This is a genomic window from Streptomyces gottesmaniae, from assembly GCF_031845845.1.
In the GTDB taxonomy this organism is placed as follows: domain Bacteria; phylum Actinomycetota; class Actinomycetes; order Streptomycetales; family Streptomycetaceae; genus Streptomyces; species Streptomyces akebiae.
The window spans coordinates 30187-56919 of the sequence record NZ_JAVRFJ010000036.1; the positions used below are offsets into that span (position 1 = coordinate 30187).

The window sequence follows — 26733 nt, forward strand, 5'->3', positions numbered from 1 at the left end:
GTTCCCAAGAATGCGAACCGTGCACCCACCCACCCCGGCCGACGCCGACCCGGTCACTCCGTCCGTCTCCCCGCAGGGCACCACGCTCGGCTACGCCCTGTTCGCCACCCGCTGGCTCCAGGCGCCGCTGTACTTCGGTCTGGTGGCGGCGCAGGGCGTGTACGTCTACAAGTTCTTCAACGAGCTGTGGACGTTAATCGTGCGGTGCGTGAGCGGGAGCGCCACCGAGACCTATGTGATGCTCGCGGTGCTCAAACTGGTCGACGTCGTCATGATCGCCAACTTGCTGATCATGACGATCGTCGGCGGCTATGAGACCTTCGTCTCCCGCATCGGCCTCCAGGGCCACCGTGACCAGCCGGAATGGCTCTCGCACGTCAATTCCAACGTACTGAAGGTCAAGCTCGCGACCGCCATCGTGGGCATCTCCTCGGTGCATCTGCTCCAGATGTTCGTGGACGTCCACCACACCTCCCACCACGCGCTGCTGTGGGGCACGGTGATCCACATGGCCTTCATCGCCTCGGCGGTCCTGCTGGCCTACATGTCGGGGCCGATGCTGCGCGAGGACAAGGGCCACGGCTCCCACCACGACCCGTCCGACGACCCGAAGCCACCGAGGGGCCCGCGCGGTCCGGCCGAACCGACGGAACGGAGCGAGCCGACGGTGGCCGCCGCCCCTGTGGTGTTCCGGGCGCCGCTGCCGATCCCGGCCCAGGCCACCTCGTACGAGAACCGCGAGAGGTACGACAGCCGCGAGAGGCACGACAGGCACGAGACCCGCGAGAGGCACGAGACCCGCTTCGCGCGGGGCGGGACGCGGCTGGTGGTCGAGACGGGCCTCGGGACCGGGGTCGAGGGGCGGGTGCGGGCGGCCGGGTTCCCGGCGCGCAAGCTGCTGGAGGAGTTCGACGAGGAGCACCCGCGCTCCTTCGACCGGCGGGTGCTGACCCGGCTGGGCACGCTGGACTTCGTGGACACCGGGCGGAACGTGGTGTTCGTCGGCGCCCCCGGCACCGGCAAGACCCATCTCGCGATCGGGCTCGGCGTACGGGCCTGCCAGGCCGGCCACCGAGTGCTGTTCGCGACGGCTACGGAGTGGGCCGCCAGACTGGCCGCGGCACGGGCCGAGGGCAGGCTCGCCCAGGAACTGTCCGCACTCGACGCCTGCCCCCTGCTGATCGTCGACGAGGTCGGCTACCTCCCCTTCGACACGGACACCGCCCGGCTCTTCTTCCAGCTGATCGCGCACCGCTACGAGCGGGCCTCCCTGGTCGTGACCAGTGACCGGCCGCTCGGCCGCTGGGAGGAGATCTTCGGCGGGGCCGCGGCGGCGATGGTCGACCGCCTCGCGCACCACGCCGAGATCGTCCTCCTCGAAGGGGACAGCTACCGGCTGCGCCGGGCTACTTCAGCAGGCTGACGTTCTGGATCAGCGGCCCCTCCACGCCGATGCCCTCGCCGACGAGGGTGCCGAGTTCGGGGAGGGGCAGGGGTGGGTTCGCGGCGGCCGGGGCGGCGAGTGCGCCCATCAGGGCGACGGTGACGGCGGCGACGGCGGAGGCGGAGACGAGCGTGGCGAGCGGGCGCATGCGTATGTGTGGGCCTTTCGAGCGCAGGAGTCGATCTCGATCGGAGACAGGGTGGCTGCCCAGCGTTCCGGGAGAGGATGCGCCGGGCGATCCGCGCTCGCCCATGAGGGGGAAAACCGGGCGTGGCCTGCATGAAAGCGGGCGTACGCCCGAACGGGTGATCTCCGGGAGGTGGCTTGATCGACGGCGTCCCCCGGAACCGGCGGGTCAGGTCGCGTCGTCCGCCAGTTCCGCGACGCCCGTGATCCGGTGGAGCGGGAAGGTGCGGACCTCGTCCGCCGTGTGGTCGTACGCCGTCACGAAGCCGCCCTCGACACGGACCGGGGCGATGACGCGCTGGCTTGCGGAGCCCTCGGCGTTGACGTAGCCGATCCAGAGGGCCTCGCCGGTGAGGACGGCGGCCTGCATCGTCGCGAGGGTCTCGGCGGAGCCGGTGCGCGGCAGGGCGCCCGGTGGGGTGGCCGCCCCGCCGGACGTCCGGCGGGGCGTGGTGGAGGCGAGGTCACCGGCGCGGATGGCACGGATCGCGGCGCCCAGCAGGGTGTCGTCCGGGGCCGGAGGGCCGTCCGGGACGGGATCCGGTGCCGTCCGCGGCGGGGTGCGGTGGGCGAGCGCCCGGGTGATCAGCACGTCGCCCTCCGCCGACTCGGCGGCCGGTGCGTACCCCATCGCCCGCAGCCCGTCGAGGAGCGTCGCCGGGTCGGCCTGGGCGGCGAGCACGGTCGGCGCGAGCCTGCGCAGCCCGAGCCCCTGCGACCGCTTGTCGGCCAGGATCTCGCTGAGCATCGCGTCGTCGTCGCAGCGGACGTACGCCGACGCCGCGCCGATCCGCAGATGGCCGTGGCGGCGCGCCACGTCGTCGATCAGATACGCGAGCGGCTGCGGGACCGGCGTACGGGAGTGCGCGGTCAGGAAGTCGTGCAGGTCGGAGGCGCTGCGGCCCGCGTCCAGGGCCCGGCGCACGGACCCCGGCGTGAACCGGTACACCGTCGCGCCACCCTTCGACTCCACGTCCGCCAGCACACCCAGCGTGTCGGCCAGCGGACGTCGCAGCGGGCCCGGCGCGACGGCCGTCAGGTCCGCCTGCAGCAGGACGTGGTCCAGCGGCTCGGGGAGCAGCGGCGCGAGCAGCCGGGCGGCCCGGGCGGCGGCCGCCGCCTGCTCGGCGACGGGGTCGGCGGACGACGCCGGACGGTCGGGCAGGGGCACATGGTGGGCGGGGAGCTTGTCGCCGGGGGTCTCCGGCAGCTCGGCCGTGGCAGGGGCCTCATGGGCGAGCCCGAGGAGGGCGCGACCGTGCGAGGACAGCGCACCACGCCCGGTGACCCCGAGCGACTCGGCCTCGGAGAGGGTCCACCGGGCGATCCGGGCCCGCAGGTCCTCGCCCTGGCGCGACCGGGCGGCCGGTTGCTGGGACGACGGGGCAGAGGGGGACGAGGGGGCCGATGAAGGCGACTGGGACTGAGACGGCTGCGCGGGGGCCTGGTGGGACTGCTGGCCGCCGCGCGTGGGGCGTTCCCAGTGCAGGCGGGCGAGGACGGAGTCGGGGGTGGCCGAGGTGCCCTCGGGGAGCCCGGCGAGCAGGGCGAGGACCCGGTGACGCACCTCGGGCGCGGCCGACCGGTCCAGCCCCGGGCCCAGCGCCGACAACGTACGGTCCTTGGCGTCCCGTTCCCCGATCACGCCCGGCGTACGGGTCGCCGTCAGCCAGGCCGTGGCGAGCCGCGCCCAGCGCTCGGCGGCGGGCAGCTCCAGCCACTCGTCGTACGCGGGCGTCGCGGCGTACCGCTCGTCCGCCTCCCCGTCGGAGGCCAACAGCCCGGCGGCGTAGGCGAGTTCGACCCAGAAGGCGGCGACCGGCTCGGGCAGGTCGAGGGCCACCGCGGTCCGTTTCAGGTCCCGCACGCTCAGCCCGCCCGCGCGCAGGACGCCGGGACCGCCCTCGTCCCAGTCCTTCAGCAGCTCCTCCACGGTCGCCAGCGCGGTGTACGCCTGCCCGGCCGCCGTCGCGTCCACAACCTGTGGACGGTGTGTGCCCGACGCCTCGACCGGCGGCGGCACCGGCTGGACCTCCCGGTGCGCCCGGCCCGACCGCAGATGCAGGGCGACCTCGCGGGGGATGACGACCGTGCCGGGGGCGGTCGGCAGCAGCAGTCCCCGGTCCAGCAGCCAGCGCAGATGGGGCGCCGGGTTGGCGGTGACCTGGCCGTACGGCGGCCCCCACACCAGCCGGGTCAGGACGTCGAGCGACTCGGCGGGCGCGGCGGCGAGGAGGCCGGCCATGCGGCGGCGGTCGGTGAAGAGCGCGGCGAGGGAGGTGACCGCCGAGACCGAGTCATGGGTGCTCGGCAGACCCACCGCCGCGACGATCTCCTGGACCCGCCCCGGCGACATGCCCGCCGTGGCCTCCGCGACGGTCGGCCCGAGACCGGTGGGCGAGGGGTGCTGCGGCGAGGGCGCGAGCAGTTCCCGGGCCGTGCGGACGAGGCGGAGCCGGTCGTCGGGGCCCCACACGAGGGCCTGGTCGCGCAGGGTGCCGACGGCGTGGGGCAGCGCGGCCGTGACGGCGGGGTCCGCGTCGTCACCGGCCAGCAGGGAGGCCAGTTCGTCGTACGACGCCGGGTCCGCCGCCACGGCCAGGGCCTGCGCCGTCTGCAGGGCGAACCGGTCCAGGCGTTCCAGCGCCCGTACGACCGACGCGCGCGTCCCGGCGCGGGTCGCCAGCTGGGTCAGGTCGGTGGGCACGGGTGTGATGAGGTCCGGCCGAGCCCGGAGCAGCACGGCGAGCGAGCGGTCGTCCCGCCCGCGCAGGGCTTCCGCCAGGGAACGGGGGGCTCCACCGGCGGGCGCCGCCTCCGTGGGGAACTGCTCCTCGGTGCTCATCCGGCCAACGGTAGCGGCTGCGCCGGAGCGGGGCCCCCAGGAGCCCGGGGGCGCGTGCATTCGGGCGGCCGCGGGTTCGGTGGGGGCCTCGCGCCCCGGCGGCCGAGCCGCGGACCGGCACAGCCGCGCGCCCCTGACAGGGTTGAGTCCCTGACAGGGCTGGGTCCCTGACGGGGCTGAGTCCCTGAAAGGGCTGCGCCCTTCCCCTCGCCGCGCCCCCCACGGGAAGCGATACCGTCTGGGAAGTACGCGCGCCAACCCCGGAGGGGCTTCGTGGGGATTGAGAGCGACCAGGTCGTCTACGAGTATCTGAGCCGGGTCGGTGACCTGGCCCAGCAACGGCAGTTGCCGTCGTCGACGCGGATGCGTCTGGTGTCGGGGCTGCGGGACGAGATCGACCGGCGACGGGCGAAGGCGCCGGTGGACAGCCCGGCCGCCGTGCGCCGCATCATCGCCCGCCTGGGTACGCCGGACGAGGTCGTCGAGGCGGCGGGCGCGCCCGGTGACGTACCGGAGCCGCCGGCCGCCGCCGTGCCCGTGCAACGGGTGACCGGTGGGAACACGGCCCCCGAGGACACCGGGGACGCGGGAGACACCGGGGAGCGGGCCAAGGGCCTGTCCAGGGGGCTGCGCCGGGTCGTGCCGCGACCGCGTTCCGCCGATGCCGTGCCGCCGCCGGTGGCGGGTGGCGGTGCCGCTCCGCCGCATCTCGCCCCGCTGCACGAGCTCGGCGAGGGGGACGCTCAGCCCGACTGGTGGCGGGTCGGTGGGGGCGGGGGAACCGGCGGTGACATCGGGTTCGGCCTCGGGGACTCCGTGCCGGGGTTCGTCGGCGGCGTGGAGATTCCCGAGCTGCTGAAGCCGCCTCCGGTGCCGGCGGAAGGGGACGGGAAAGCGGACGGGGAGCGTGGCGCGGGGGCGGTCGTCGAGAAGGCGGCGGCCTCGGCGGGTGGTGGTGTGTCGGCGGGCGAGGCGGAGCAGGAGGCGTCGTCCCGGCGGCGACGGGTGCCGTTGCCCCGGTTGCGGCCCGCGGGCGGGGGGTGGAGCAATCCGCTGCTGTTGCTGGCGGCCGTGCTGCTGGTCGCGGGAGCGGTCATGGGGAGCCTGGTGCCGCTGGGGCTGGGGTGGTTGATCGCCTATCTCTCGCGGAGGTTGACGCCCGCGGAGTCGAAGTGGGCGGTGATGGGGCTTCCCGGCGTGGTGGCGGCGGGGGGTGTGGTGTGGCTGTGGGGACGCGGTGACGGGCGCTGGGGGGATCCGATCGCTCAGGGGCAGATGAGCGATGCGTTGGCGGAGACGTGGCCGTGGATGCTTCGGGTGGCGGCCGTGTCGTCGGCGCTCTACCTGCTGTGGCGGTCGCAGCGGCCGCGGTGAGCTGTGGGTTCGTCCCGCCCCGCGTTCGGTGGTTCTTCGGGTGCGGGTGCGTGGGGGCTTCTCGCGCAGTTCCCCGCGCCCCTGAAAAGCCAGGGGCTGCGCCCCGTGCTTTTCAGGCCCGCGGGGGCCTGCTCTTTCAGGGGCGCGGGGAACTGCGCGAGAACCCCCTGCCCACCCGCACCCACAGTCGGACCTCCTCCAACCCCACCCCACAATGGACCGCATGACCTCTCGCATGCTGACCGTCGGGTTCGATCTCGATATGACGTTGATCGATTCACGGCCGGGCATCCACGCCTGTTATGAGGCGTTGGCCGCGCGGACGGGGGCCCACATAGACGCCGACCTGGCCATCACCCGGCTGGGGCCGCCCCTGGCGGACGAGCTGGCGCACTGGTTCCCGGCGGCGGAGATCCCTGCCATGGCGGACCTCTACCGCGAGATGTACCCGGCGATCGCGATCGCCGCGACCCCCGCGATGCCGGGCGCGCCGGAGGCGATCGCGGCGGTCCGGGCGGCCGGGGGCCGGGCGATCGTCGTCACCGCCAAGTACGAGCCGAACGCCAAGCTGCACCTGGAGCACCTCGGCATCGAGCCCGACGTGGTCGTGGGCGACCTGTGGGCGGAGGCCAAGGCGGACGCGCTGCGCGAGCACGGCGCGAGCGTGTACGTCGGCGATCACACCGGCGACGTACGCGGCGCGCGCACGGCGCAGGCGTACTCGGTCGCCGTCGCCACCGGCCCCTGCGACGAGCGGGAGCTGCGCGAGGCGGGCGCCGACGTCGTCCTCGCGGACCTGACGGCCTTCCCCGCGTGGCTCGCCACGCACCGAGGGGCGCCCGGCCGGTAGGCCGCCCCGGTCCGGCTAGAAACGTGCCTCGCGGGCCCTTCTGCGCCCCGCCGCGACGGACTGGAGGACTCCGGCACCGGCGATGAGGAATCCGACGCCCATGAGCATGCTCAGGACGAACATGAACGTGGGGAACGGAGTCGTTCCGAGGAACAGCGGGGCCACGGTGACGAGTGTGGCCACGGCGCCGACGATGAAGACGATGCCGCCGACACGGATCAGCCGGTCACCGGGTTCGGCGGAATTCGGTTGGGTTTTGTCACGCACCCGACCAGGGTAGTTCCCAGCGCGAGGGAACAGTCGGCCGACGTCTTGTCACTCGCCCCCGGACCAATAGGCTGGGTACCGGCGGGTCCGACGACCCGCTGTAGTGCTGTCCAGAGCAGTTTGCGCACACCGAGAACACACTCAGAACACCTACGAACACTTTTCAGACGCAGTTTCCGACGAGTACGAGGACGAGGACAGACGGTGCCTACCGGCAAGGTCAAATGGTTCAACACCGAGAAGGGCTTCGGCTTTCTCTCCCGCGACGACGGCGGTGACGTCTTCGTCCACTCCTCCGTACTGCCCGCCGGTGTCGACACCTTGAAGCCGGGTCAGAAGGTCGAGTTCGGAGTCGTCGCGGGTCAGCGCGGCGACCAGGCCCTTTCCGTGACGATCCTGGAGCCCGCCCCCTCGGTCGCCGCCGCCCAGCGCAAGAAGCCCGACGAGCTGGCCTCGATCGTGCAGGACCTGACCACCCTGCTGGAGAACATCACGCCGATGCTGGAGCGGGGCCGCTATCCCGACCGTGCCGCCGGCAAGAAGATCGCCGGTCTGTTGCGCGCCGTCGCCGACCAGTTGGACGTGTAGCCCCGCCGACTCCCGTCCCTCTCAAGGGAATTCGAGCGCGTCCGGGCCGAGGGGCGGTACCAGTCCCTCGGCCGCCGCGCGGGTGAGCAGCCCCCTGACCGCCGCGTAGCCGTCCTCGCCGAGGTCGGCCGTGAACTCGTTGACGTACAGGCCGATGTGCTGGTCGGCGACGGCCGGGTCCATCTCCTGGGCGTGTGCCAGGACGTACGGGCGGGAGGCCTCGGGGTCGTCCCAGGCCGCGCGGACGGAGGTGCGGATCGTCTCGGCGAGCGTCGTCAGGGTCTCCCGCCCCAGCGAACGCTTCGCGATGATCGCGCCGAGCGGGATCGGCAGTCCCGTCGTCTCCTCCCAGTGTTCGCCCATGTCGGCGAGCTTGTGGAGGCCGTAGTTCCGGTATGTGAAGCGGGCCTCGTGGATGACGAGTCCGGCGTCGACCTTCCCGTCCCGTACGGCCGGCATGATCTCGTGGAACGGCAGCACGACGATCTCGCCGACCCCGCCGGGCAGCGTGTCCGCCGCCCAGAGACGGAAGAGCAGATACGCGGTCGAGCGCTCGCTCGGCACGGCCACCGTACGGCCGGTGAGGTCCGTGCCCGGCTCCCGCGTCAGCACCAGCGGACCACAGCCCCGCCCGAGCGCACCGCCGCACGGCAGCAGCGCGTACTCGTCGAGGACGTACGGCAGGACGGCGTACGACACCTTCAGTACGTCGAGGTCGCCGCGTTCGGCCATCCCGTTGGTGATGTCGATGTCGGCGAACGTCACGTCCAGGGCGGGCGCGCCCGGGATCCGGCCGTGGGCCCACGCGTCGAAGACGAAGGTGTCGTTCGGGCAGGGCGAGTACGCCATCCGCAGCGTGCCGGTCCCCTCGGCGGCGGGGGCGGCTTCGCCGGGGGCGGTCGTGGGGCTCGTCTCAGGGCTCATAGGGGTCCCAACTCTCCAGTACGGGCGTCAGCTTCCCGAAGCCCGTGGTGAGTGCGGTCAGGGCGTCGCCGATCCGCCAGGCGGCGCGGTCGCGCGGGCCCACGGGATTGGAGACGGCCCGCAGTTCGAGGACGGGCGTGGAGTGCGCGGCGGCGGCCTCGGCGACCCCGAAACCCTCCATCGCCTCGGCGAGCGCGCGCGGGTGGAGTGCGCGCAGGGCGGCCGCGCGTTCGGCGCTGCCGGTGACCGTGGAGACGGTGAGGACGGTGCCGGTGCGGGCGCCGGTGGCGGTCGCGGCGGCGCGTACGAGGTCCCGGGGCGGGTGGTGGGTGACGGTGCCGAAGCCGAGGTCGGTGACCGGGAGGAAGCCGTCCGGTGTCTCGGCGCCGAGATCGGCGGCCGTGATCTCGTCGGCGAGGACGAGTGAGCCGAGGGGCGCCTCGGGCAGGAAGCCGCCCGCGATGCCGGCGGACACGACCAGCCCGTACGGCCTGCCCGCCAGGGCCGCGGCGGTCAGCGCGCCGGAGGTGGAGGCGGCGGCGAGGGCGGGGCCCACCCCGGCGGCGAGGAGGTCGTACTCCGGGCCGGTGGTGAGGGAGGCGGGCTGCGAGCCGGTGGTGAGGGGGGCGGCGGACGGTGGCGTGTCCGGTCCGTGGGTGGTCGTCCGGTGGCGGTGCAGGGTGCCGGCCGGGAGGCGGGTCTCGGTTCCCGGGGCCGGAAGCGCTCGTGCCACCGCGTCCCGTTCGGCCGGGACGGCGGTGGCTACGAGGATGCGCATGGGTGTCGGCGGTGGATCAGGCGTCCGGGTTCTTCAGCTCGAAGTTCCACACGCCCTCGATCTTCGAGCCCTCGGCGTTCTGCTCGACGACGCTGATGGTCAGCGACTTCTGGGCGGCCTGACCGGGCTGGGTGGCGAAGAGGTCGGCGTTCTCGAAGGCCCAGTAGGTCTTGTCGAACGTGTTGTTGGTGGCCTGCTCCCCGTTGATCCACAGGGCCCAGCCCGTCTCCGACACCTCCGGGTCGACACCGATGCGCAGGGTCTCGCCCTGGGCCAGCTCGATCGACTTGGAGGGCTTCTCCTGCGCGCACTCCTTGGCCTGTTCGGCGGTGAGGGTCCGGTAGCAGGCGGCCTCGGAGCTGATCGAGTCGGTACCGATCGTGACGGTGGCCATCGGCGTCGGCTCGTCGCAGGCCGACAGGACGAGGAGTCCGGCGGAGACAGCGCCGAGAGTGGCTGCGGCGCGACGGCTGTGTCGACGAGCGGCTCCGCCGCGGGGCTGGAAGGTCATGGGCGAAGGCTATCTGGCCCGTCCGGGGGTGCCCCTACGTGGGGTACGGCGTGCCGGGTGGGTCATGCCACACGGGGCCGGGGCGCACCCCCGTGCCGGGCGGAGGCGAGCAGTCCGCGGACCGTGGTGAGCCAGCCGACGGCGACGATCGCGGCGGCCACGGCCATGCCCAGAGTGCCGTTGAGGGGCAGGGCGATCCCGATGGCGCCGCCGACCACCCAGGACATCTGGAGCAGGGTCTCGGAGCGGGCGAAGGCGGAGGTCCGCACGGCTTCGGGGACGTCACGCTGGATCAGGGCGTCCAGCGACAGCTTGGACAGGGCCTGCGAGAAACCGGCGACCGCGGCGAGGCAGGCGATGAAGAACGTGCCGAAGAACAGCGTCGCCAGGATCGCCACCGCGAGTTCCACGGCGACGACGGTCACGATGATCAGCTCCGGCGAGCGCTGCTTCACCCAGGCACCGACGGCCGTGCCCAGCGCGTTGCCGGTACCGGCGGCCACGGCCACCATGCCCAGCGACAGGGCCGCACTCTGCCCGTGCAGCGGGTGGATGCGCAGCAGGAACGCCAGATAGAAGATCAGGAATCCGGAGAGGCCGCGCAGGGCGGCGTTCGCGGCGAGCGCGTGGGTGACCGCCGGGCCGACCGTCCGCAGGCCCGGCCGCTTGAGCGTGCTGGTGCGGTGCGGGCCGTGCAGATGCTCGGCGTCCGCCGCGAGCAGGGCCCGGTCCTCGCCCTTCGCCGAGTCGACCTTCGCGGGCAGCGTGAAGGAGAGGAACGTACCCGCCACGAAGATCAGGAAGGCGCCGTAGAGCGGCCAGCGGGGGCCGAGCGCCTGCAGTCCGGCGCCGATGGGCGCGGCGACGCCGGTGGCGAGCAGACCGCAGAGGGTGACCCGGGAGTTGGCCTTCACCAGGGAGAACCGGGGCGGCAGGAGACGGGGGACGACCGCGCTTCTGACCACGCCGTACGCCTTGGACGCGACGAGGACGCCCAGGGCGGCGGGGTAGAGCTCGATCCCGCCCGTCTCGACGGCGCCGACCAGGATCAGGGCGAGGAACGCCCGGGCCAGCATGGCGCCGGCCATGGCGGCGCGGCGGCCGTGGGGGAGACGGTCCAGCAGCGGGCCGACGACCGGGGCCAGCAGGGCGAAGGGGGCGAGGGTGATGGCGAGGTAGAGGGCGACCCGGCCGCGGGCCTCGTCGGTGGGGACGGAGAAGAAGACGGTGGAGGCGAGGGAGACGGTGATCATGACGTCGCCGGCGCCGTTCACCCCGTGCAGCTCGATCAGTTTGCCGAGGCCGGACTCGCCGGCGCCGTGGGCGTGGGTGGCCTTGCGGATGCCTCGGGCCGGGCCGGTGAACGGCAGGTGCAGGGCGCGGCCCACCGAGCGGACCGCGCCGGTCACCCGACCCGATCCGCGCGCTTCGCTCCGCTCGGCGCCGTTCACCCCGTCATAGTGCCCCGAGAAGGCGGGGCGTAGTGCGGTTACCGCTCGTATGGCCGTGGGGTGGGTCGGGGGCGCCTGTTTCGTCGGCGGGTGCGGGTGAGTGGGGCTTCTCGCGCAGTTCCCCGCGCCCCTGAAAGCCATCAGGCCCCTGCGGGCCTGAAAGAGCAGGCCCTGCCGGCCTGGAACGGCAACGGGGCCGCGGGGGAAAAGCACGGGGCGTAGCCCCTGCTTTTCCGGGGCGCGGGGAACTGCGCGAGAAGCCCCACCGGGCCCGCGCATGACCACGTCGCCCCGGCTTCCGGACCGGCTGACGTGGAGCCCACCGCAGGCCACGGCGGTTTCCCGCCAACCATCGACCCCGCCCGAAGTCCGCCCCCACCCCCCGTCGTCGGCCGGAGCCGAGCGCAGCGGAATCGCGGAACCCTTACGTCGGTGTGGGCGCGGAGCCTCGGAGAAGGTAGCGTGCATAGCGCGCCTGCGGCGGTTGTTCTCGGCCGCGCGCCTCTCGTTCATCCCGCAGAATGGATGACATAGGTGCGCCCGAGTGCGATCGGGCGCGGACGTCGACGCGGCCCCTTGGTCCGCTCCGTCCGCTCCCCCCGCCGAGGGAGGCGCACTCGTGAGACGGCGTAGGAGAGAAGCGATACCTGTGAGCGCAGCGACAACGCGAAGCCGCACCCCCGACCGTCTGTGTGCCGAGGCCGTCGACCTCGCCCGCTCCGCCGCCGAGGAGGCCGCCGCCCCCGGTGTGGTGGGCGAGCACGCGGGGCTCGTCTCCGAGGGCGATCGTGTCGTGACGCACTTCTTCGAGTGCAAGGAGATGGGCTACCGGGGCTGGCGCTGGGCGGTGACCGTCGCCCGTGCCTCCCGCGCGAAGATCGTGACCCTGGACGAGGTCGTGCTGCTGCCCGGCCCGGACGCGCTGCTCGCGCCGGAGTGGGTGCCGTGGAGCGAGCGGCTCCGGCCCGGCGACATGGGCCCCGGCGATCTGTTGCCCACCGACGCCGAGGACCTGCGGCTGGAGCCCGGGTACACCGGCGAGGACGAACCGCTGCCCAACTCCCCGGTCTCGCACGACATGGCCGAGCTGGTGGAGGCGGAGGACGCCGAGGTCACCGGCGGGGTGCCGGCGAACCTGCCGCTCGTGCCGAGCCGCGGGTCGATCGCCGCGGTCGCCGAGGAGCTGGGCATGCGCCGGGCCCGTGTCCTGTCCCGGTACGGGCTGCACACGGCGGCGGACCGGTGGGAGGAAGGGTTCGGGGCCAAGACCGCGATGGCCCAGGCCGCGCCCGCCGCGTGTGTGAGTTGTGGATTCCTCGTGCCGATCGGGGGATCGCTCGGGCAGGCCTTCGGCGTGTGCGCGAACGAGTTCGCCCCGGCGGACGGGCGGATGGTCTCCCTGACGTACGGGTGCGGGGGGCACTCCGAGGCGGCGGTCATGCCGAAGCCGCCGCGGCCTGCTCCGCCGCGGCTCGACGAGACCCGGGTGGACCCCTTCCCGCTGCGGCCGGCCCCGGATTCCGGGTCGGTGCCGATGGGGTCGGAGGATGTCGAGTCCGAGGCGGACCTGGGGCATTCGTAGGGCCGCCGGTTCACCGGTCGCCGGTTCGCCGGTTCGCGGGTGCGGCTCCGGTGGGGCTGCTCGCACCCCCGGACATACCAGCTACCCCCACCACCCTGGACAGACGGCCTAGCCAGCGCGGCGACCCGGTACCTTCGTGTCCACCACACGACAGGGAGAAGTGAACCGTGAGCAAGTTCGTGCGGCCGGCAGCCGAGGGTGCGGACCCGTTCGGGACGGCGCGACTGCGGCGGGGCGTGCTGGACGCCTGGGCGACCAGCCCCGCCCGGTTCCGCGAGGACGCCAACGCCGAGGAGGATCTCGTCCTCGGCGGCTACCGGGACCGCCTCGTCGTGGAACTGGCGCAGAACGCCGCCGACGCCGCCGCCCGGGCCAAGGTGCCGGGACGGCTGAGGCTGACCCTCCGGGACGGTGTCCTCGTCGCGGCCAACACGGGCGCCCCGCTGGACGCGGGAGGCGTGGAGTCGCTGTCCACGCTCCGCGCGTCCGCGAAGCGGGACACCCAGGGCGGCGGCCACGAGGGCGCGGTCGGCCGGTTCGGTGTCGGGTTCGCCGCCGTGCTCGCCGTCACCGACGAGCCCGCCGTCGTCGGGCGGCACGGCGGTATCCGCTTCTCGCTCGCCGAGGCCCGGCTGCTCGCCGCCGACACCGCCCGGCACAGTCCGGGACTGGGCGACGAGATCCGCCGCCGTGACGGTCACGTGCCGCTGCTGCGGCTGCCGTTCGCGGCCGAGGGGACCGCTCCGGACTCGTACGACACCGTCGTGATCCTGCCGCTGCGCGACGCCGCCGCCGCCGATCTCGCCGAGCGGCTGCTGCACGCGGTCGACGACGCGCTGCTGCTGGCCCTGCCCGGCCTCGACGAGGTCGTCATCGAGATCGGCACCGATGAGGTACGGACGATGCGACGGCGCGTGGAGGGGGCGTACGTCGTCGTGGAGGACTCGCGGGACGGGGTGACGCGCTGGCGTACCGTCGCCGAGCACGGGGCGATCGAGGCCGCGCTGCTCGCCGACCGGCCCGTCGAGGAGCGGCTGCGGCCGTACTGGTCCGTCACCTGGGCGGTGCCGACCGGGCCCGACGGCGCGCCGGTCCGGCCGCGCACCAGCCCCGTCGTGCACGCGCCGACGCCCAGCGACGAGGCCCTCGGGGTCCCCGCGCTGCTCATCGCCTCCTTCCCGCTGGACACGACGCGGCGGCACGCGGCGCCCGGACCGCTCACCGACTTCCTCGTGCAGCGCGCGGCCGACGCGTACGCCGCGCTCCTCGCGGCCTGGGAGCCGGTGGGCGAGGGCATCATCGACCTCGTGCCCGGCCCGCTGGGCAAGGGCGAGCTGGACGGGGCGCTGCGGCAGGCGATCCTGGAGCGGCTGCCGCGGACCGCGTTCCTGCCGCGTGCCGTGACGCCCGAACCCGACGACGAGCTGGACGAGTTGTCCGCCGCGCTGCGTCCGCGTGACGCCGAGGTCGTCGAGGGGGCCGGCGCCGAGACCGTGCGGGTGCTCGCGGACGTCCTGCCCAGCCTGTTGCCCGCCGGGCTCGAACGGCGCGCGGAGCTGCGGACGTTGGGCGTCGCCCGCCTGCCGCTGGGGGACGCGATCGACCGGCTCGCGGGGCTGGAGAAGGCCCCCGACTGGTGGCGGCGCCTCTACGACAGCCTCGCCGGGGTCGACCCGGACCGGCTGTTCGGTCTGCCCGTGCCGCTCGCGGACGGACGGACCGCCATCGGCCCCCGGCAGATCCTCCTGCCGACCCCCGACGGCCCGCAGACGGCCCGCCCCGACACCCTGGCCCGCCTCGGGCTGAGGGTGGCGCACCCGGACGCCGCGCATCCCCTCCTGGAGAAGCTGGGCGCGCTGCCCGCGACCCCGCGTGCGGTGCTCACGACCCCGCAGGTGCGGGCCGCCGTGGCCGCCTCCCTGGACGACGAGGGCGGTGTCTGGGACGAGGAGGACGGACGGCCGGACGCCGAGGAGCTGGCCGATCTCGTCCTCGCCCTGGTCCGTGACGCGGCCCTCGACCCCGGGGACGAGCCCTGGCTCGGCGCCCTCGCGCTGACCGACGAGGACGGCGAACTGGCCCCCGCCGGTGAGCTCGTGCTGCCCGGCAGCCCGTTCGCCCGCGTCATGCGCGAGGGTGAACTCGCCTTCGTCGACGCCGAACTGGCCGACCGCTGGGGCGAACAGCCCCTGGCCGCCTGTGGGGTCCTCGCGGACTTCGCCCTCGTCCGCGCCACCGACGTCGTCCTCGACCCCGACGAACTGGAGCCGCGCGACGGGGACTTCGCCGAGCCCGACGACGCCGGTCTGCTGGACGCGGTGGACGTGTGGTCCGAGGACATCCTCGACCGGTTCCCGGACAGCCCGGTGCCGCCGGTCGCGACGGAGATCGTGGCCGTGCGCGACCTGGACCTCGTCGACGAGGACCGCTGGCCGGAGGCGCTCGCCCTGCTCGCCCGCCCGCCGCTGCGTGACGCGCTGGTCCAGCCGGTGCGCATCCTGCTCCCGGACGGTACGCACGAGATCGTCCGCCCCTACACGGCCTGGTGGCTGCGCGGCCACCCGGTGCTCGACGGCCGCCGCCCGGCGGGCCTGCTCGCGGCCGGCGGCGATCCGCTGCTGCGCGGCCTGTACGACGAGGCCGACGCCACCGGCTTCGACGACGAGCAGGTCCTGCGGGCGCTGGGTGTGCGCACCTCGGTGGCCGCGCTGCTGGACGAGCCGGGTGGCGCCGCCGAACTGCTGGACCGTCTGGCCGACCCCGGCCTCCCGGTGTCCGCCACGCAACTGCACGGCCTGTACGGCGCGTTGGCCGACCTCGATCCCGAACAGGTCACCCTCCCCGATGAGTTGCGCGCTGTGCTGGACGGCGAGGTGACCGTCGTGGACGCGGCCGACGCCGTGGTCGTCGACTCGCCCGACCTGCTTCCCTTCACCTCCGGGGTGCCACTGCTCCCCGTACGGCCGTCGCGGGCCGCGGAGTTGGCCGAGCTGTTCCAGGTGCGGCGGCTCAGCGAGTCGGTGACCGGGGAGGTCGACTCGGAGGGCACGGAGCACGACGTACCGGAGTCGGTACGGGTCCTGCTCGGCCCGGCCACCCCGTCGTCGTACGTCGAGCACGAGGAACTCGTCGTCGACGGAGTCGAGTTGGACTGGCGCCGCACCCGGGACGGCGTGCTGCACGCCGCCACGCTGGAGGGCGTCGCGGCCGGGCTGGCCTGGGCGGCGGGGCAGTGGCCGCGTCGCTTCGAGGTGGCCGCGCTGCTCGAAGACCCGTCCAGGACCGAGGAGTTGGCGCGGGACCGCTGGTTCGACTGACCAAACCTTCGCGATGTGATCCGCGCAACATTCGCAAAGGTTGTTCACAACTCGTACAACCATTCCCACGGGCCCCGAGTCTGATCTGGTGAGCCACCCGGCTCTCCAGACACTCGGGCCCCGTGTGCCGACACTTCGTGCGTCATCTTCGCCGCGGGTCCCCTTCTACGTGGGGAATACATTGCACAAGCGTGCGACTCTGGGCGTCGTCGTCACCGGCGCCCTGGCTCTGACCGCCCTCGCTGCTCCGGCCGCGCAGGCCGACGAGAAGTACGGCAACATCAAGGTCACCAGCGTTTCCGTCAACGGCGGCAAGGCCGTCGTCGTCGGCGCGAAGGCCAAGAAGACCATCACGCTCAAGTTCACCGTCACGGACAACTCCGGCCACCGCATGGCCACGGCGTACCTGTACCGCGGTGCGAACATCGAGACCGCCGACAGCGCCGCCTCGCCGAGCAAGGACCCGATCACCTGCAAGAAGGTGACGTCGACCAAGTCCAACTGCACGGCGAGCTTCACCTTCACGCCGAACGGCAACGCCATCAACTCCGTCGCGGGCACGTGGAAGACCTGGGCGATCGCCCAGGCCAAGGACTACGACTACGTCCAGAAGGACAACCTCAAGTCGTTCAAGGTCCTGCGCGCCGCCCAGCTCGCGGGTGCGAACGCCTCGCCGGAGCCGGTCGCCAAGGGTGCGACGATCACCGTCACCAGCAAGCTGACCCGCGCCAACTGGAACACCGGCGTGAACGGCGCGCTCGGCGGTCAGCCGGTGCAGCTGCAGTTCAAGAAGGCGGGCACGACCGCCTACAAGACGGTCAAGACCGTCAACTCCGCCTCCACGGGCGCGGTGTCCACCACCGTCAAGGCGAGCGCCGACGGCACCTACCGCTACGTCTTCGCGGGCACCTCGACCACGGCGGGTGCGACCGCCACGGGCGACACCATCGACGTGAAGTAAGCAGCTGGACCAGGGGACGTGCCGGGGGAATCGGCGCGTCCCCATCCGCAGCGCCCGCGGGTCGACCGACTCGCGACCACCTGGGCCCATGGGACGACTACCGTGAGCCCCACCTCACCACCGGGGGAAATACATGCGTATGCGTGCCACTGTGATCGCCGTCTCGGGCGCTCTCGCCCTGTCCGCCTTCGCCGTTCCGGCCGCGCAGGCCGATGACGCGCCCGGCGCCCTCGGGGCGTCGGTCACGCCGTTCGGGGCCCTGGCGGACGAGATCGTCGGCGACACCGTCATCAAGAAGGTCACCGTCAACGGTGGCAAGGACATCGTGGTCGGCACCTCCAAGAAGAAGAGCGTCACGCTCTCGGTCACCGCGACCGACCCGTCAGGCATCGAGGACGGCTACGCGTTCCTGTGGAAGGGGAACGACATCGACTCCGGCGATGTCGTGGGCGCGATGGTCCCGGACGCGGATAACGGCACCTGCACCGCCGTCGACGCGACCACGTCCACCTGCAAGGTGACCGTCGTCGCCGACCCGAAGGACAACATCTACAGCAACGTCCTGGCCGGCAAGTGGCACGTCTATGCCGGTGCCCTGGCCAAGGACGGCGACTACAACATCCAGGAGAAGCACTCCACGGCGAGCGTCAAGCGCGCGTCCGCGCTGACCACCAACGCCTCTCCCGAGCCGGTCAAGAAGGGCAAGACCATCACGGTCTCCGGCAAGCTGACGCGCGCCAACTGGGACACGCTCAAGTACGCGGGCTACACCGGACAGTCCGTGAAGCTGCAGTTCAAGAAGAAGGGCACGTCCGTCTACAAGGACGTCAAGACGGTCAAGTCCGGCTCCGGCGGTGCGCTGAAGACCACCGTCAAGGCGAGCGCCGACGGTTCGTACCGCTTCACGTTCGCGGGCACCTCCACCACGCCGGCCGTGACCTCCGCGGCCGACGCGATCGACGTGAAGTAGGACGTCGAGCACGGACCCGGCGAGGGGTGTCGTGGCCGGTCGTCGGCCGCGGCACCCCTCTCCGTTCGGTCAGAGCGTCGGGAAGAGCAGGGCGAAGAAGAGCCACAGCAGGACGGCCCAGAAGAGTGCCGCCGCCAGCGACACCAGCAGGGAACCGCGCCACTTCAGGACCAGGAACGGGAAGAGCACCAGGGCCGCCCAGTAACCGGCCACGTCGATGGAGACGCGGGCCGCTTCGCCGAGGGTTCTCGCGCGGCCGGTGGCGATGTGGCGCAGCAGCCGCTGGGAGGCGAAGCCGTACAGGCCGAAGACGACGGGGAAGAACCACAGCGGTGTGATCGAGACCAGCTCGGACTCGGAGAACTCGTCGAACATGACCAGGTAGACGAGACCGGCGGTGAGCAGACCACCGATCAGCGTGGTCACGTAGAGGGCGGTCAGCGCGAGCGGCTCGACGGCGTCGGCCGGGACGGGCACCGCCGAGGCGTACGGGACGTCGGGCGGCGGGACCCGGACCACCTGATGACAGTGGGGGCAGCGGACCTCCTGCCCGACGCGGTCGGCCGGTGCCGAGATCAGATGCCCGCACGGGGCGTGGAACTCCACCGGCTGATCCGGGTTCATGTGGTGCTTCCCCCCTCGCTGTACCGGACACCGCGCACGGTCCCGCTCCCGGCCGGTGAGGCCCCGGCCGGTGAGGCCAGGGAGGCCGGGCAGGCCGGGAGCGGTCGCGACGAGGTCGGTCAGAGGCGAGGACGCCGGCCGGGCGGGTCCGGTTTCCCCCACGGGCGCACGCCCGACTCCCGCGCGGGCGTACGCCCTGCGCGCGGTGCCCGTGCTACGCGGGGAAGCGGCGGTCCACCCATCTCCACAGGAACTCCAGGATCGCCGCGGCCCCGGCCGCGACGGCGACCGCCGTCCACGGCATCGTCGTACCGACCAGGCGCAGCGCGAAGAAGTCCTGGAGCCAGGGGACGACGAGGACCAGCAGGAACCCGGCCGCCATCGCGGCGACCAGGCCGAGACGCCACCAGGTGTAGGGGCGGGCGATGATGGCCAGCACCCACATGGAGATCAGGAAGAGCGTGAGGGTGGCGGCGCTGGTCTCGGCCTCCAGCGCGTCCTCACCCGTGTAGTGGTGGCGGGCGATCAGGTAGGTGGCGAAGGTCGCCAGGGCCGCCAGTACGCCGCCCGGGATGGCGTAGCGCATGACCCGGCGGACGAAGTGGGGTCTCGCCCGCTCCTTGTTGGGGGCGAGGGCGAGGAAGAACGCCGGGACGCCGATCGTCAGGGTGGAGAGCAGGGTCAGATGGCGGGGGAGGAAGGGGTACTCCACCTGCCAGCAGACGACCAGGATGGCGAGGAGCACCGAGTAGACCGTCTTCACCAGGAAGAGCGTCGCCACGCGGGTGATGTTGCCGATGACCCGGCGGCCCTCGGCGACCACCGACGGCAGCGTCGCGAAGCTGTTGTTGAGGAGGACGATCTGGGCCACGGCTTTCGTCGCCTCCGACCCGGAGCCCATCGCCACACCGATGTCGGCGTCCTTGAGGGCCAGGACGTCGTTCACCCCGTCGCCGGTCATCGCCACCGTGTGGCCGTGGGACTGGAGCGCGCCGACCATGTCCCGCTTCTGCTGGGGGGTCACGCGGCCGAACACGGTGCCCGCGTCGAGGGCCGTCGCCATCTCGCCGCGTTCGGCGGGCAGCCGGCGGGCGTCGACCACGTCGCCGCTCAGGCCGAGCTTTCCGGCCACCGCGCCGACCGACACCGCGTTGTCGCCGGAGATGACCTTCGCCCGTACGTTCTGTTCCTCGAAGTAGCGCAGGGTGTCGGCGGCGTCCGGGCGCAGCCGCTGTTCGAGGACGACGAGGGCGGTGGGGTGCGCGCCGGTCGCGACCTCGGGGTCGTCCAGTTCCCGGGTCACCCGGGCCAGCAGCAGCACCCGTAGCCCGTCCTCGTTCAGCCGTTCGGTCTCGGTGAGGGCCGGGTCGTCGTCGGGGAGGAGGACGTCGGGGGCGCCCAGCAGCCAGGTGCTGGACTCGCCGTCACCCTCGTTGAAGGCCGCGCCGCTGTACTTGCGGGCCGAGGAGAAGGGCAGTGACTCGGTGCAGCGCCAGTCCTCGCCGTCCGGGTAGGCGTCGATGATCGCCTGGAGCGAGGCGTTCGGCCGGGGGTCCGAGGTGCCGAGGGCGCCCAGCACACGGCGTGCGTACGACTCGTCCGTCCCGCCCAGGGGACGCAGCTCGGTGACGTCCATGCCGCCCTCGGTGAGCGTGCCCGTCTTGTCCAGGCAGACGGTGTCTACGCGGGCCAGGCCCTCGATGGCCGGCAGCTCCTGCACCAGGCACTGCTTGCGGCCGAGACGGATGACGCCGATGGCGAAGGCGACGGAGGTGAGCAGGACGAGGCCCTCGGGGACCATCGGGACGATGCCGCCGACCGTGCGGGCGACGGAGTCCTTGAAGTCGTTCTCCTTCACGATCAGCTGGCTGATGATCAGGCCGATCGCTGTCGGGACCATCATCCAGGTGACGTACTTGAGGATGGTGGAGATGCCGGAGCGCAGCTCGGAGTGGACGAGGGTGAAGCGGCTCGCCTCCTCGGCCAGCTGAGCCGCGTACGCCTCGCGTCCGACCTTGGTCGCGGTGAACGCGCCGCCGCCCGCGACCACGAAACTGCCCGACATCACCTGGTCGCCGGGCTGTTTGACGACCGGATCGGCCTCACCGGTGAGCAGCGACTCGTCGATCTCCAGCCCGTCGGTCTCGACGCACTCCCCGTCGACGACGATCTTGTCCCCGGGCCCGATCTCGATCAGGTCCCCGAGGACGATCTCGGAGGTGCCGACCGACGCGGCGGCGCCGTCCCGCCGGACCGTGGGCCTCGCCTCGCCGATCACCGCGAGGGAGTCGAGGGTCTTCTTCGCCCGCCACTCCTGGACGATGCCGATGCCCGTGTTGGCCAGGATCACGAAGCCGAAGAGACTGTCCTGGATCGGCGCGACGAAGAGCATGATCACCCAGAGGGCGCCGATGATCGCGTTGAACCGGGTGAAGACGTTCGCGCGGACGATGTCCACCGTGGAGCGGCTGCTCCGTACGGGTACGTCGTTCACCTCGCCGCGCGCCACCCGCTCGGCCACCTCGGCGGCGGTCAGACCACGCGCCCGTTCCGTGTCCAGGGGGGCCGAGGCGGTGGTGGGGTGCACAGGATCGAGGTCGGTGCCCGCGTCGATGTGCGTCATGCATTCGACGGTACGTGCGGATTTGGGGGTTCACCCACCGAGTGCGCGAAAGATCCGACCTGGGGAGGAGGGGGGAAGGGGCGCCGTGGTGCCCGGGAACTACACCGGAGGTTCGGGCCGCCCGGTCCGGCGGAGGAGTGCCCGCTCGGCCGGTGTGATCCCTACTCGACCGGTGTGACGTCGGTGGCGTCGGCCCCGGTGCCCGCCCCGGCCTTACCGGTCTGCGCGTCCGCCTCCGCCTCGGCCGCCCGCTTGATCGCCGCGTCCCGTCTGCGCACGTAGTAGATGCCGATGAAGCCGAGTCCGCCGCCCGCCAGGCAGGTCCACACCCACCAGGTGTGCCCGTGGTCCTCGTACCAGCCGTAGAAGGGGAGCTGGACGACGAAGAGGACGAGCCACAGGATCGTGCCGCCGATGATGGTCGGCACGATGGGCCCTTCCAGGGGCTCCGGTGCCTCGTGCTTGGGGGTCCACTTCGCCATGGGCACAGCTTACGAGGCGCCGGGGTCTACGCGCGGAGATGGCTTCGACCGCAATGTATGTTCATACTGAAACGGTTTCTGACTGGCCACTTCCGTTCGTAGAAAACTCCAACAAGCCTGAAGGTCTGTTGGGGATGAGGTCTCGTATGTCCCCGCAGGGCTCCTTCGACCGCTACTTCAGGATCACGGAGCGCGGCAGCACACTGTCGCGTGAGATCCGGGGCGGGTTCGCCACCTTCTTCGCGATGGCGTACATCATCGTGCTCAACCCGATCATCCTGAGCAGCGCGAAGGACATGTACGGGCATCAGCTGGACTACGGCCAGCTGGTCACCGCCACCGCGGTCACCGCCGCCTTCACCACCCTCCTCATGGGCGTCATCGGCAATGTGCCCATCGCGCTGGCGGCGGGGCTCGGCGTGAACACGGTCGTCGCCCTCCAGCTCGCGCCGCGCATGTCGTGGCCGGACGCGATGGGCATGGTGGTGCTGGCCGGTTTCATCGTGATGCTGCTGGTGGCGACGGGCCTGCGGGAGCGCGTCATGAACGCGGTGCCGCTGGGCCTGCGCAAGGGCATCTCCATCGGTATCGGCCTGTTCATCATGCTGATCGGGCTGGTCGACGCCGGCTTCGTCACCCGTGTCCCGGACATCGCCAGGACGACCGTGCCGCTCCAGCTCGGCGCGGACGGGCACCTCAACGGGTGGCCGGTGCTCGTCTTCGCCCTCGGCGCGCTGCTGACGCTCGCGCTGATCGTGCGCAAGGTGCCGGGCGCGATCCTCATCTCGATCGTCGCGATGACGCTGCTCGCGGTGGTCGTCGAGGCCGTCGCGAAGCTTCCTGCCGGTTCCTGGGGCCTGACCACCCCGCAGTGGCCCGGCAGCCCGGTCGCGACCCCCGACTTCGGGCTGCTCGGCGAGGTCAGTCTCTTCGGCGGCTTCGACAAGGTCGGCCTGTTGACCGGCGTCCTCTTCGTCTTCACGGTCCTGCTGTCGTGCTTCTTCGACGCGATGGGCACGATCATGGGCGTCGGCGACGAGGCCAAGCTGACCGACGCGGACGGTCAGATGCCGGGCATCAACAAGGTGCTCTTCGTCGACGGCATCGCCGTCGCGGCCGGTGGTGCCAGCTCCTCGTCCGCCACGACCTGCTTCGTGGAGTCGACGGCGGGCGTGGGCGAGGGCGCGCGCACCGGCTTCGCGAACGTGGTCACCGGTGGCCTGTTCGCCGTCGCGCTGTTCCTCACCCCGGTCGCCACCATGGTCCCCTCCCAGGCGGCCACTCCGGCGCTGCTCGCGGTCGGGTTCCTGATCCTCGCGAACTCCGTCCGCGAGATCGACTGGGCCGACTACACGATCGCGATCCCGGCCTTCGTGACGATGGTGATGATGCCGTTCACCTACTCGATCACCAACGGCATCGGCATGGGCTTCATCACCTTCGTCGTGCTGCGGCTGGCCGCGGGGCGCGGTCGCGACGTTCCGGTCGCGATGTACGCGGTGTCGGCGGTCTTCCTCTTCTACTACCTGATGCCGGCGCTGGGTCTGACGTGAGCGGGCGCGGCCGCTGCGGCTGACCCCGCCTCCCCGGCCCTCGGTCCCCCACGTCGCCCCGGCCCTCAGGTCACATCAGCCCTCAGGTCACCCCGTAGAACTTCTCCGTCTCGTCGACGGCGGTCTGGAACCGCTCGTCGAAGTCGTCCCGAATGAGCGTCCCGATCACGTAGTCCTGGACGCTCATTCCCCTTTTCGCCGCGTGGGTCCGGAGCCGTTCGAGCAGCTCCTCGTCTATCCGCAGGCTGAGCACAGTGGTCCCCATGTGTACGAGGGTCAGGTGCGCTCTGGCCGGTCGTGTCATGTTCTGCGTACTAGTCACTCATATGAGTGATCCGGGGCGTGGATCGGCGTGAGTGGCGGGGCTCACGGGCACGGCTGTGGAGTTTCAGTGGTCTTTAGGGAGAGTAATGAGTTAGGCTAAAGAACATGCCTGACCTGAACCATGGCGACGACGAGGCCGCTGTGAACGCCCTCCGCTCCGCCGTGATGCGCCTGTCCCGTCGGCTCAAGCACCAGCGGGTCGACGAGTCGCTGAGCCCGACCGAGATGTCGGTGCTCGGCACGCTCGCCCGTTGCGGTACGGCCACCCCCGGTGAGCTGGCCCGCAAGGAGCATGTGCAGCCGCCGTCGATGACCCGGATCGTCGCCCTGCTGGAGAGCAAGGGGCTGGTGAAGCTGGAGCCGCACCCCGAGGACCGGCGGCAGAAGGTGGTCACCCAGACCGAGCGGGCCGAGGCGATGTTGGAGGAGAGCCGGCGCAAGCGCAACGCCTTCCTCACGTCCCTGGTCGAGGGACTCGGCGAGGAGGAGTGGGCCGCGCTCCGGACCGCCGCGCCGGTGCTGGAGAAGCTCGCGCACCTCTGATCCCGGGACCGGCCGTCTGATCCCGGGACCGGCCGTCGGATGCGCCGCCTTCGTGGGCGGCGCGCCGGTGCAGCCGCCGGTGCGCCCCGGCATACAGCCCGTGCGCCGTCCGGGGTCGGGCATGGGCCGACCCGAAAGCCAGCAGACAGAACAGGAGCGGTGAGGCTCACGCAACCCCACGACGTACACGCGTTTCACGCAAGGAGGCGAGCCCCTTTGAGTACGGGCCCCGGAACACCTTCCGTCCCCGCACCCCCGCCCACCCACGAGCCCCGGCCCACCCCCGCCGTACCGGAGGCCCCGCCGGATACCACCGGCCAGGTGCACAAGAGCGAAACACCGGGGAACTCCGGCTCACCTACCGCGCCCACCACGCCCACCATCCCGCCCGCTCGCCACCCGGTGGCGCATGGCTCCGAGCCCGGCGGTTCCCCGGCCGGCGCGGTCGAGGCCTCGCGGGCCTCCATGTTCCGGTCGTTGCGGGTGCGGAACTACCGGCTGTTCTTCGTCGGGCAGGTCGTGTCGAACATCGGCACGTGGATGCAGCGCATCGCGCAGGACTGGCTGGTGCTGAGCCTGACGGGGTCGTCGACGGCCGTCGGTGTGACGATGGCGCTCCAGTTCCTGCCGATGCTGCTGTTCGGGCTGTACGGCGGCGTGCTCGTCGACCGGTTCCCCAAGCGGCGCCTGCTGTTCGTGACGCAGACGTCGATGGCGGTGACGGGGCTGGCGCTGGCCGCGCTGACGCTCTCGGACCAGGTACAGGTGTGGCACGTGTACGTGGCCGCCTTCGCCGTGGGTATGGCCACGGTCGTCGACAACCCGGCCCGGCAGTCGTTCGTGTCCGAGATGGTCGGGCCGGACCAGCTGCAGAACGCGGTCAGCCTCAACTCGGCGAACTTCCAGTCGGCCCGTCTCGTCGGCCCCGCCGTCGCCGGTGTGCTGATCACCACCGTCGGCACGGGCTGGGCCTTCCTCTACAACGGCCTCTCCTTCGTCGCCCCCATCATCGGCCTGCTGCTGATGCGGACCCGCGACCTGCATCCCGTCCGCCGCGCCCCCCGCGCCAAGGGCCAGCTCCGCGAGGGCCTGCGCTATGTGGCCGGACGCCCCGAACTGCTGTGGCCCATCGTCCTCGTGGGCTTCATCGGCACCTTCGGCTTCAACTTCCCCGTCTGGCTCTCGGCCTACGCGGACGACGTGTTCCACGCGGACGCCGGCGCGTACAGCCTCTTCAACACGCTGATGGCGGTCGGCTCCGTCGCCGGCGCCCTGCTCGCGGCCCGCCGGGGCACCGCCAGGCTGCGCGTGCTGCTCGGTGGGGCGCTCGCCTTCGGGCTGCTGGAGATCGTGGCGGCGCTGGCACCCGCGTACTGGATCTTCGCCCTGCTGATGGTCCCGATAGGGATGTTCGGCCTGACGGTGAACGTCACCGCCAACACGGCCCTCCAGATGAACACCGACCCCGCGATGCGCGGCCGCGTCATGGCCCTCTACATGATGGTCTTCCTCGGCGGTACGCCGCTGGGCGCGCCGATCGCCGGCTGGGTCACCGACGCGTACGGCGCCCGGCTCGGCTTCGTCGCCGGCGGTGTCGTCGCCACGGTCGCCACGGTCGTCGTCACGCTGGTCCTCGTCAGGGCCGGGGGGATGCGGCTGTCGGTGGCGTGGAGGCGCGGGCACCCACGCGTCCGCTTCGTGCCCGCCCGGCGAGCCGCCGCGGACCACGCGGAGCAGGCTGGAGAAAGGCCCGAGGAGCAGACGGTGTCCGTGACGAGCGCCGCCTAGGGCTGGAAGGGTGGCACTCATGCGTACGACGAGTACCGTGCGGCTGTTCGCCGCGGTGTTGCCGCCCGATGAGGTGGTCGACGAACTCGGCCTGGTGGTCGGGGAGTTGAAACGGCTGCCCGGTGCGGACCGGTTGCGGTGGACCGGGCCGCCCGGCTGGCACTTCACGCTCGCCTTCTACGGGGAGGTCGAGGAGGACGTCGTCCCGGAGCTGTCGCGGCGGCTGGAGCGTGCCGCGGGCCGGAGCGAGCCGTTCCGGCTGGCGGTGCGCGGCGGCGGCCGGTTCGGGCACGGGCGGGCGCTGTGGGCGGGGGCCGAGGGGGACGTCGGCGCGCTGCGGATGCTGGCCGACCGGGCGGAGGCGGCCGCGCGGAAGGCCGGGGTGCCGATGGGGGAGCATCGCCGGTACACGCCCCATCTGACCGTGGCCCGCAGCCGGGTGGATCTCGACGTACGGCCGCACGTCGCCGTGCTCGACGCCTTCGCCGGGAGTCCGTGGACGGTGTCCGAGCTGGCGTTGGTGCGCAGCGATCTGCCGACGTCCGGGGTGGCGGGGGAGCAGCCGCGGTACGAGGCGGTGGCGCGGTGGGGGCTCGGGGCGGCCGGATGACCGTTCGGGCCGCCGGTTAGGCTCGGGGGGTGGACCCGAAGACCCGTAACCGGATCATGGCCGGTGTGCTCGCGCTGATGTTCGCCGTGGTGGCTGTGGCGGCGGCGCTCGGTAAGTGACCGCCGCGCTCCGGCGCCG

Annotated in this window: 23 protein-coding genes; 12 read left to right on the forward strand and 11 right to left on the reverse strand. The window is 72.3% G+C overall.

Features of this window, described 5'->3' with window-relative positions:
- Window positions 1-10 precede the first annotated feature (10 nt).
- Window positions 11-1423, forward strand: coding sequence for an IS21-like element helper ATPase IstB (gene istB, locus RM704_RS32945; protein ID WP_033525933.1), 1413 nt, complete (start codon window positions 11-13; stop codon window positions 1421-1423).
- Here istB and RM704_RS32950 read toward each other — a convergent pair.
- Together RM704_RS32950 and RM704_RS32955 are read right to left on the reverse strand one after the other, a co-directional pair.
- Entirely contained in the window at window positions 1407-1592 is a 186-nt protein-coding gene (locus tag RM704_RS32950; RefSeq protein ID WP_033525932.1) for a hypothetical protein, read from the reverse strand. The genes istB and RM704_RS32950 overlap by 17 nt on opposite strands.
- A 207-nt stretch (window positions 1593-1799) precedes the next feature.
- A complete protein-coding gene (locus tag RM704_RS32955) occupies window positions 1800-4475 on the reverse strand; it encodes a helicase C-terminal domain-containing protein (RefSeq protein ID WP_033525931.1) in 2676 nt (891 codons plus the stop codon).
- A gap of 273 nt (window positions 4476-4748) precedes the next feature.
- On the opposite strand from RM704_RS32955, the gene RM704_RS32960 reads away from it, so the two are divergent.
- Window positions 4749-5849, forward strand: coding sequence for a membrane protein (locus RM704_RS32960; protein ID WP_033525930.1), 1101 nt, complete (start codon window positions 4749-4751; stop codon window positions 5847-5849).
- Between the two features lie 214 nt (window positions 5850-6063).
- The gene (locus tag RM704_RS32965; RefSeq protein ID WP_033525929.1) at window positions 6064-6699 is read left to right on the forward strand and encodes an HAD family hydrolase; all 636 of its coding nucleotides are present in this window, start codon (window positions 6064-6066) and stop codon (window positions 6697-6699) included.
- Between the two features lie 15 nt (window positions 6700-6714).
- Here RM704_RS32965 and RM704_RS32970 read toward each other — a convergent pair whose 3' ends face one another.
- Complete coding sequence (locus RM704_RS32970; RefSeq protein ID WP_033525928.1) at window positions 6715-6966, reverse strand: hypothetical protein; 252 nt, start codon at window positions 6964-6966, stop codon at window positions 6715-6717.
- 204 nt (window positions 6967-7170) lie between these two features.
- Between RM704_RS32970 and RM704_RS32975 the strand changes: the two genes are divergently transcribed.
- The gene (locus tag RM704_RS32975; RefSeq protein WP_033525927.1) at window positions 7171-7554 is read left to right on the forward strand and encodes a cold-shock protein; all 384 of its coding nucleotides are present in this window, start codon (window positions 7171-7173) and stop codon (window positions 7552-7554) included.
- A 21-nt stretch (window positions 7555-7575) separates the two neighbouring features.
- Here RM704_RS32975 and RM704_RS32980 read toward each other — a convergent pair whose 3' ends face one another.
- The 4 genes from RM704_RS32980 to RM704_RS32995 all read right to left on the reverse strand — a co-directional run bounded on the left by RM704_RS32980 (window position 7576) and on the right by RM704_RS32995 (window position 11218).
- Complete coding sequence (locus RM704_RS32980; RefSeq protein ID WP_033526049.1) at window positions 7576-8403, reverse strand: 1,4-dihydroxy-6-naphtoate synthase; 828 nt, start codon at window positions 8401-8403, stop codon at window positions 7576-7578.
- 64 nt (window positions 8404-8467) lie between these two features.
- On the reverse strand, window positions 8468-9256 hold the full coding sequence (locus RM704_RS32985) for a futalosine hydrolase (protein WP_033525926.1): 789 nt from the start codon (window positions 9254-9256) through the stop codon (window positions 8468-8470).
- Window positions 9257-9272: 16 nt separating this feature from the next.
- Window positions 9273-9767: a hypothetical protein gene (locus tag RM704_RS32990; RefSeq protein ID WP_033525925.1), complete on the reverse strand. Its 495-nt coding sequence runs from the start codon at window positions 9765-9767 to the stop codon at window positions 9273-9275.
- Between the two features lie 62 nt (window positions 9768-9829).
- Window positions 9830-11218, reverse strand: coding sequence for an MFS transporter (locus RM704_RS32995; protein ID WP_078937002.1), 1389 nt, complete (start codon window positions 11216-11218; stop codon window positions 9830-9832).
- A gap of 649 nt (window positions 11219-11867) precedes the next feature.
- Between RM704_RS32995 and RM704_RS33000 the strand changes: the two genes are divergently transcribed.
- The 4 genes from RM704_RS33000 to RM704_RS33015 all read left to right on the forward strand — a co-directional run bounded on the left by RM704_RS33000 (window position 11868) and on the right by RM704_RS33015 (window position 18048).
- Window positions 11868-12800, forward strand: coding sequence for a DUF3027 domain-containing protein (locus RM704_RS33000; protein ID WP_033525923.1), 933 nt, complete (start codon window positions 11868-11870; stop codon window positions 12798-12800).
- A gap of 167 nt (window positions 12801-12967) precedes the next feature.
- Window positions 12968-16117: a sacsin N-terminal ATP-binding-like domain-containing protein gene (locus RM704_RS33005; RefSeq protein WP_033525922.1), complete on the forward strand. Its 3150-nt coding sequence runs from the start codon at window positions 12968-12970 to the stop codon at window positions 16115-16117.
- A gap of 181 nt (window positions 16118-16298) precedes the next feature.
- Window positions 16299-17078 carry a hypothetical protein gene (locus tag RM704_RS33010; protein WP_033525921.1) on the forward strand — a complete coding sequence of 260 codons (780 nt, stop codon included), beginning with the start codon at window positions 16299-16301 and terminating at the stop codon, window positions 17076-17078.
- Window positions 17079-17211: 133 nt separating this feature from the next.
- Window positions 17212-18048: a DUF5707 domain-containing protein gene (locus RM704_RS33015; protein WP_033525920.1), complete on the forward strand. Its 837-nt coding sequence runs from the start codon at window positions 17212-17214 to the stop codon at window positions 18046-18048.
- Between the two features lie 69 nt (window positions 18049-18117).
- Here the strand turns inward: RM704_RS33015 and RM704_RS33020 are convergent, their stop codons facing one another.
- From RM704_RS33020 to RM704_RS33030, 3 genes are all read right to left on the reverse strand, one after another.
- Window positions 18118-18672: a hypothetical protein gene (locus RM704_RS33020; RefSeq protein WP_033525919.1), complete on the reverse strand. Its 555-nt coding sequence runs from the start codon at window positions 18670-18672 to the stop codon at window positions 18118-18120.
- Window positions 18673-18886: 214 nt separating this feature from the next.
- Window positions 18887-21295: an HAD-IC family P-type ATPase gene (locus RM704_RS33025; RefSeq protein WP_033525918.1), complete on the reverse strand. Its 2409-nt coding sequence runs from the start codon at window positions 21293-21295 to the stop codon at window positions 18887-18889.
- Window positions 21296-21456: 161 nt separating this feature from the next.
- Entirely contained in the window at window positions 21457-21777 is a 321-nt protein-coding gene (locus RM704_RS33030; protein ID WP_052145899.1) for a DUF2530 domain-containing protein, read from the reverse strand.
- A gap of 134 nt (window positions 21778-21911) precedes the next feature.
- Here RM704_RS33030 and RM704_RS33035 point away from each other — a divergent pair, with 134 nt between their 5' ends.
- Window positions 21912-23330: an NCS2 family permease gene (locus tag RM704_RS33035; protein WP_438828967.1), complete on the forward strand. Its 1419-nt coding sequence runs from the start codon at window positions 21912-21914 to the stop codon at window positions 23328-23330.
- Window positions 23331-23412: 82 nt separating this feature from the next.
- Here the strand turns inward: RM704_RS33035 and RM704_RS33040 are convergent, their stop codons facing one another.
- Window positions 23413-23595 carry a ribbon-helix-helix protein, CopG family gene (locus RM704_RS33040; RefSeq protein ID WP_033525916.1) on the reverse strand — a complete coding sequence of 61 codons (183 nt, stop codon included), beginning with the start codon at window positions 23593-23595 and terminating at the stop codon, window positions 23413-23415.
- Between the two features lie 164 nt (window positions 23596-23759).
- Here RM704_RS33040 and RM704_RS33045 point away from each other — a divergent pair, with 164 nt between their 5' ends.
- The 3 genes from RM704_RS33045 to thpR all read left to right on the forward strand — a co-directional run bounded on the left by RM704_RS33045 (window position 23760) and on the right by thpR (window position 26595).
- A complete protein-coding gene (locus RM704_RS33045) occupies window positions 23760-24197 on the forward strand; it encodes a MarR family winged helix-turn-helix transcriptional regulator (RefSeq protein WP_033525915.1) in 438 nt (145 codons plus the stop codon).
- Window positions 24198-24662: 465 nt separating this feature from the next.
- A complete protein-coding gene (locus RM704_RS33050; RefSeq protein ID WP_052145898.1) occupies window positions 24663-25985 on the forward strand; it encodes an MFS transporter in 1323 nt (440 codons plus the stop codon).
- Between the two features lie 37 nt (window positions 25986-26022).
- Window positions 26023-26595, forward strand: coding sequence for an RNA 2',3'-cyclic phosphodiesterase (thpR, locus tag RM704_RS33055; protein ID WP_033526046.1), 573 nt, complete (start codon window positions 26023-26025; stop codon window positions 26593-26595).
- Window positions 26596-26733: the final 138 nt, after the last annotated feature.

Coding starts and splice junctions, on each gene's coding strand:
- istB (WP_033525933.1), top strand. CDS start 11: ATGCGAACCGTGCACCCACCCACCCCGGCCGACGCCGACCCGGTCACT.
- RM704_RS32950 (WP_033525932.1), bottom strand. CDS start 1,592: ATGCGCCCGCTCGCCACGCTCGTCTCCGCCTCCGCCGTCGCCGCCGTC.
- RM704_RS32955 (WP_033525931.1), bottom strand. CDS start 4,475: ATGAGCACCGAGGAGCAGTTCCCCACGGAGGCGGCGCCCGCCGGTGGA.
- RM704_RS32965 (WP_033525929.1), top strand. CDS start 6,064: ATGGACCGCATGACCTCTCGCATGCTGACCGTCGGGTTCGATCTCGAT.
- RM704_RS32980 (WP_033526049.1), bottom strand. CDS start 8,403: ATGGCGTACTCGCCCTGCCCGAACGACACCTTCGTCTTCGACGCGTGG.
- RM704_RS32985 (WP_033525926.1), bottom strand. CDS start 9,256: ATGCGCATCCTCGTAGCCACCGCCGTCCCGGCCGAACGGGACGCGGTG.
- RM704_RS32990 (WP_033525925.1), bottom strand. CDS start 9,767: ATGACCTTCCAGCCCCGCGGCGGAGCCGCTCGTCGACACAGCCGTCGC.
- RM704_RS33015 (WP_033525920.1), top strand. CDS start 17,212: ATGCGTATGCGTGCCACTGTGATCGCCGTCTCGGGCGCTCTCGCCCTG.
- RM704_RS33020 (WP_033525919.1), bottom strand. CDS start 18,672: ATGAACCCGGATCAGCCGGTGGAGTTCCACGCCCCGTGCGGGCATCTG.
- RM704_RS33025 (WP_033525918.1), bottom strand. CDS start 21,295: ATGACGCACATCGACGCGGGCACCGACCTCGATCCTGTGCACCCCACC.
- RM704_RS33030 (WP_052145899.1), bottom strand. CDS start 21,777: ATGGCGAAGTGGACCCCCAAGCACGAGGCACCGGAGCCCCTGGAAGGG.
- RM704_RS33035 (WP_438828967.1), top strand. CDS start 21,912: ATGAGGTCTCGTATGTCCCCGCAGGGCTCCTTCGACCGCTACTTCAGG.
- RM704_RS33040 (WP_033525916.1), bottom strand. CDS start 23,595: ATGGGGACCACTGTGCTCAGCCTGCGGATAGACGAGGAGCTGCTCGAA.
- RM704_RS33045 (WP_033525915.1), top strand. CDS start 23,760: ATGCCTGACCTGAACCATGGCGACGACGAGGCCGCTGTGAACGCCCTC.
- RM704_RS33050 (WP_052145898.1), top strand. CDS start 24,663: ATGTTCCGGTCGTTGCGGGTGCGGAACTACCGGCTGTTCTTCGTCGGG.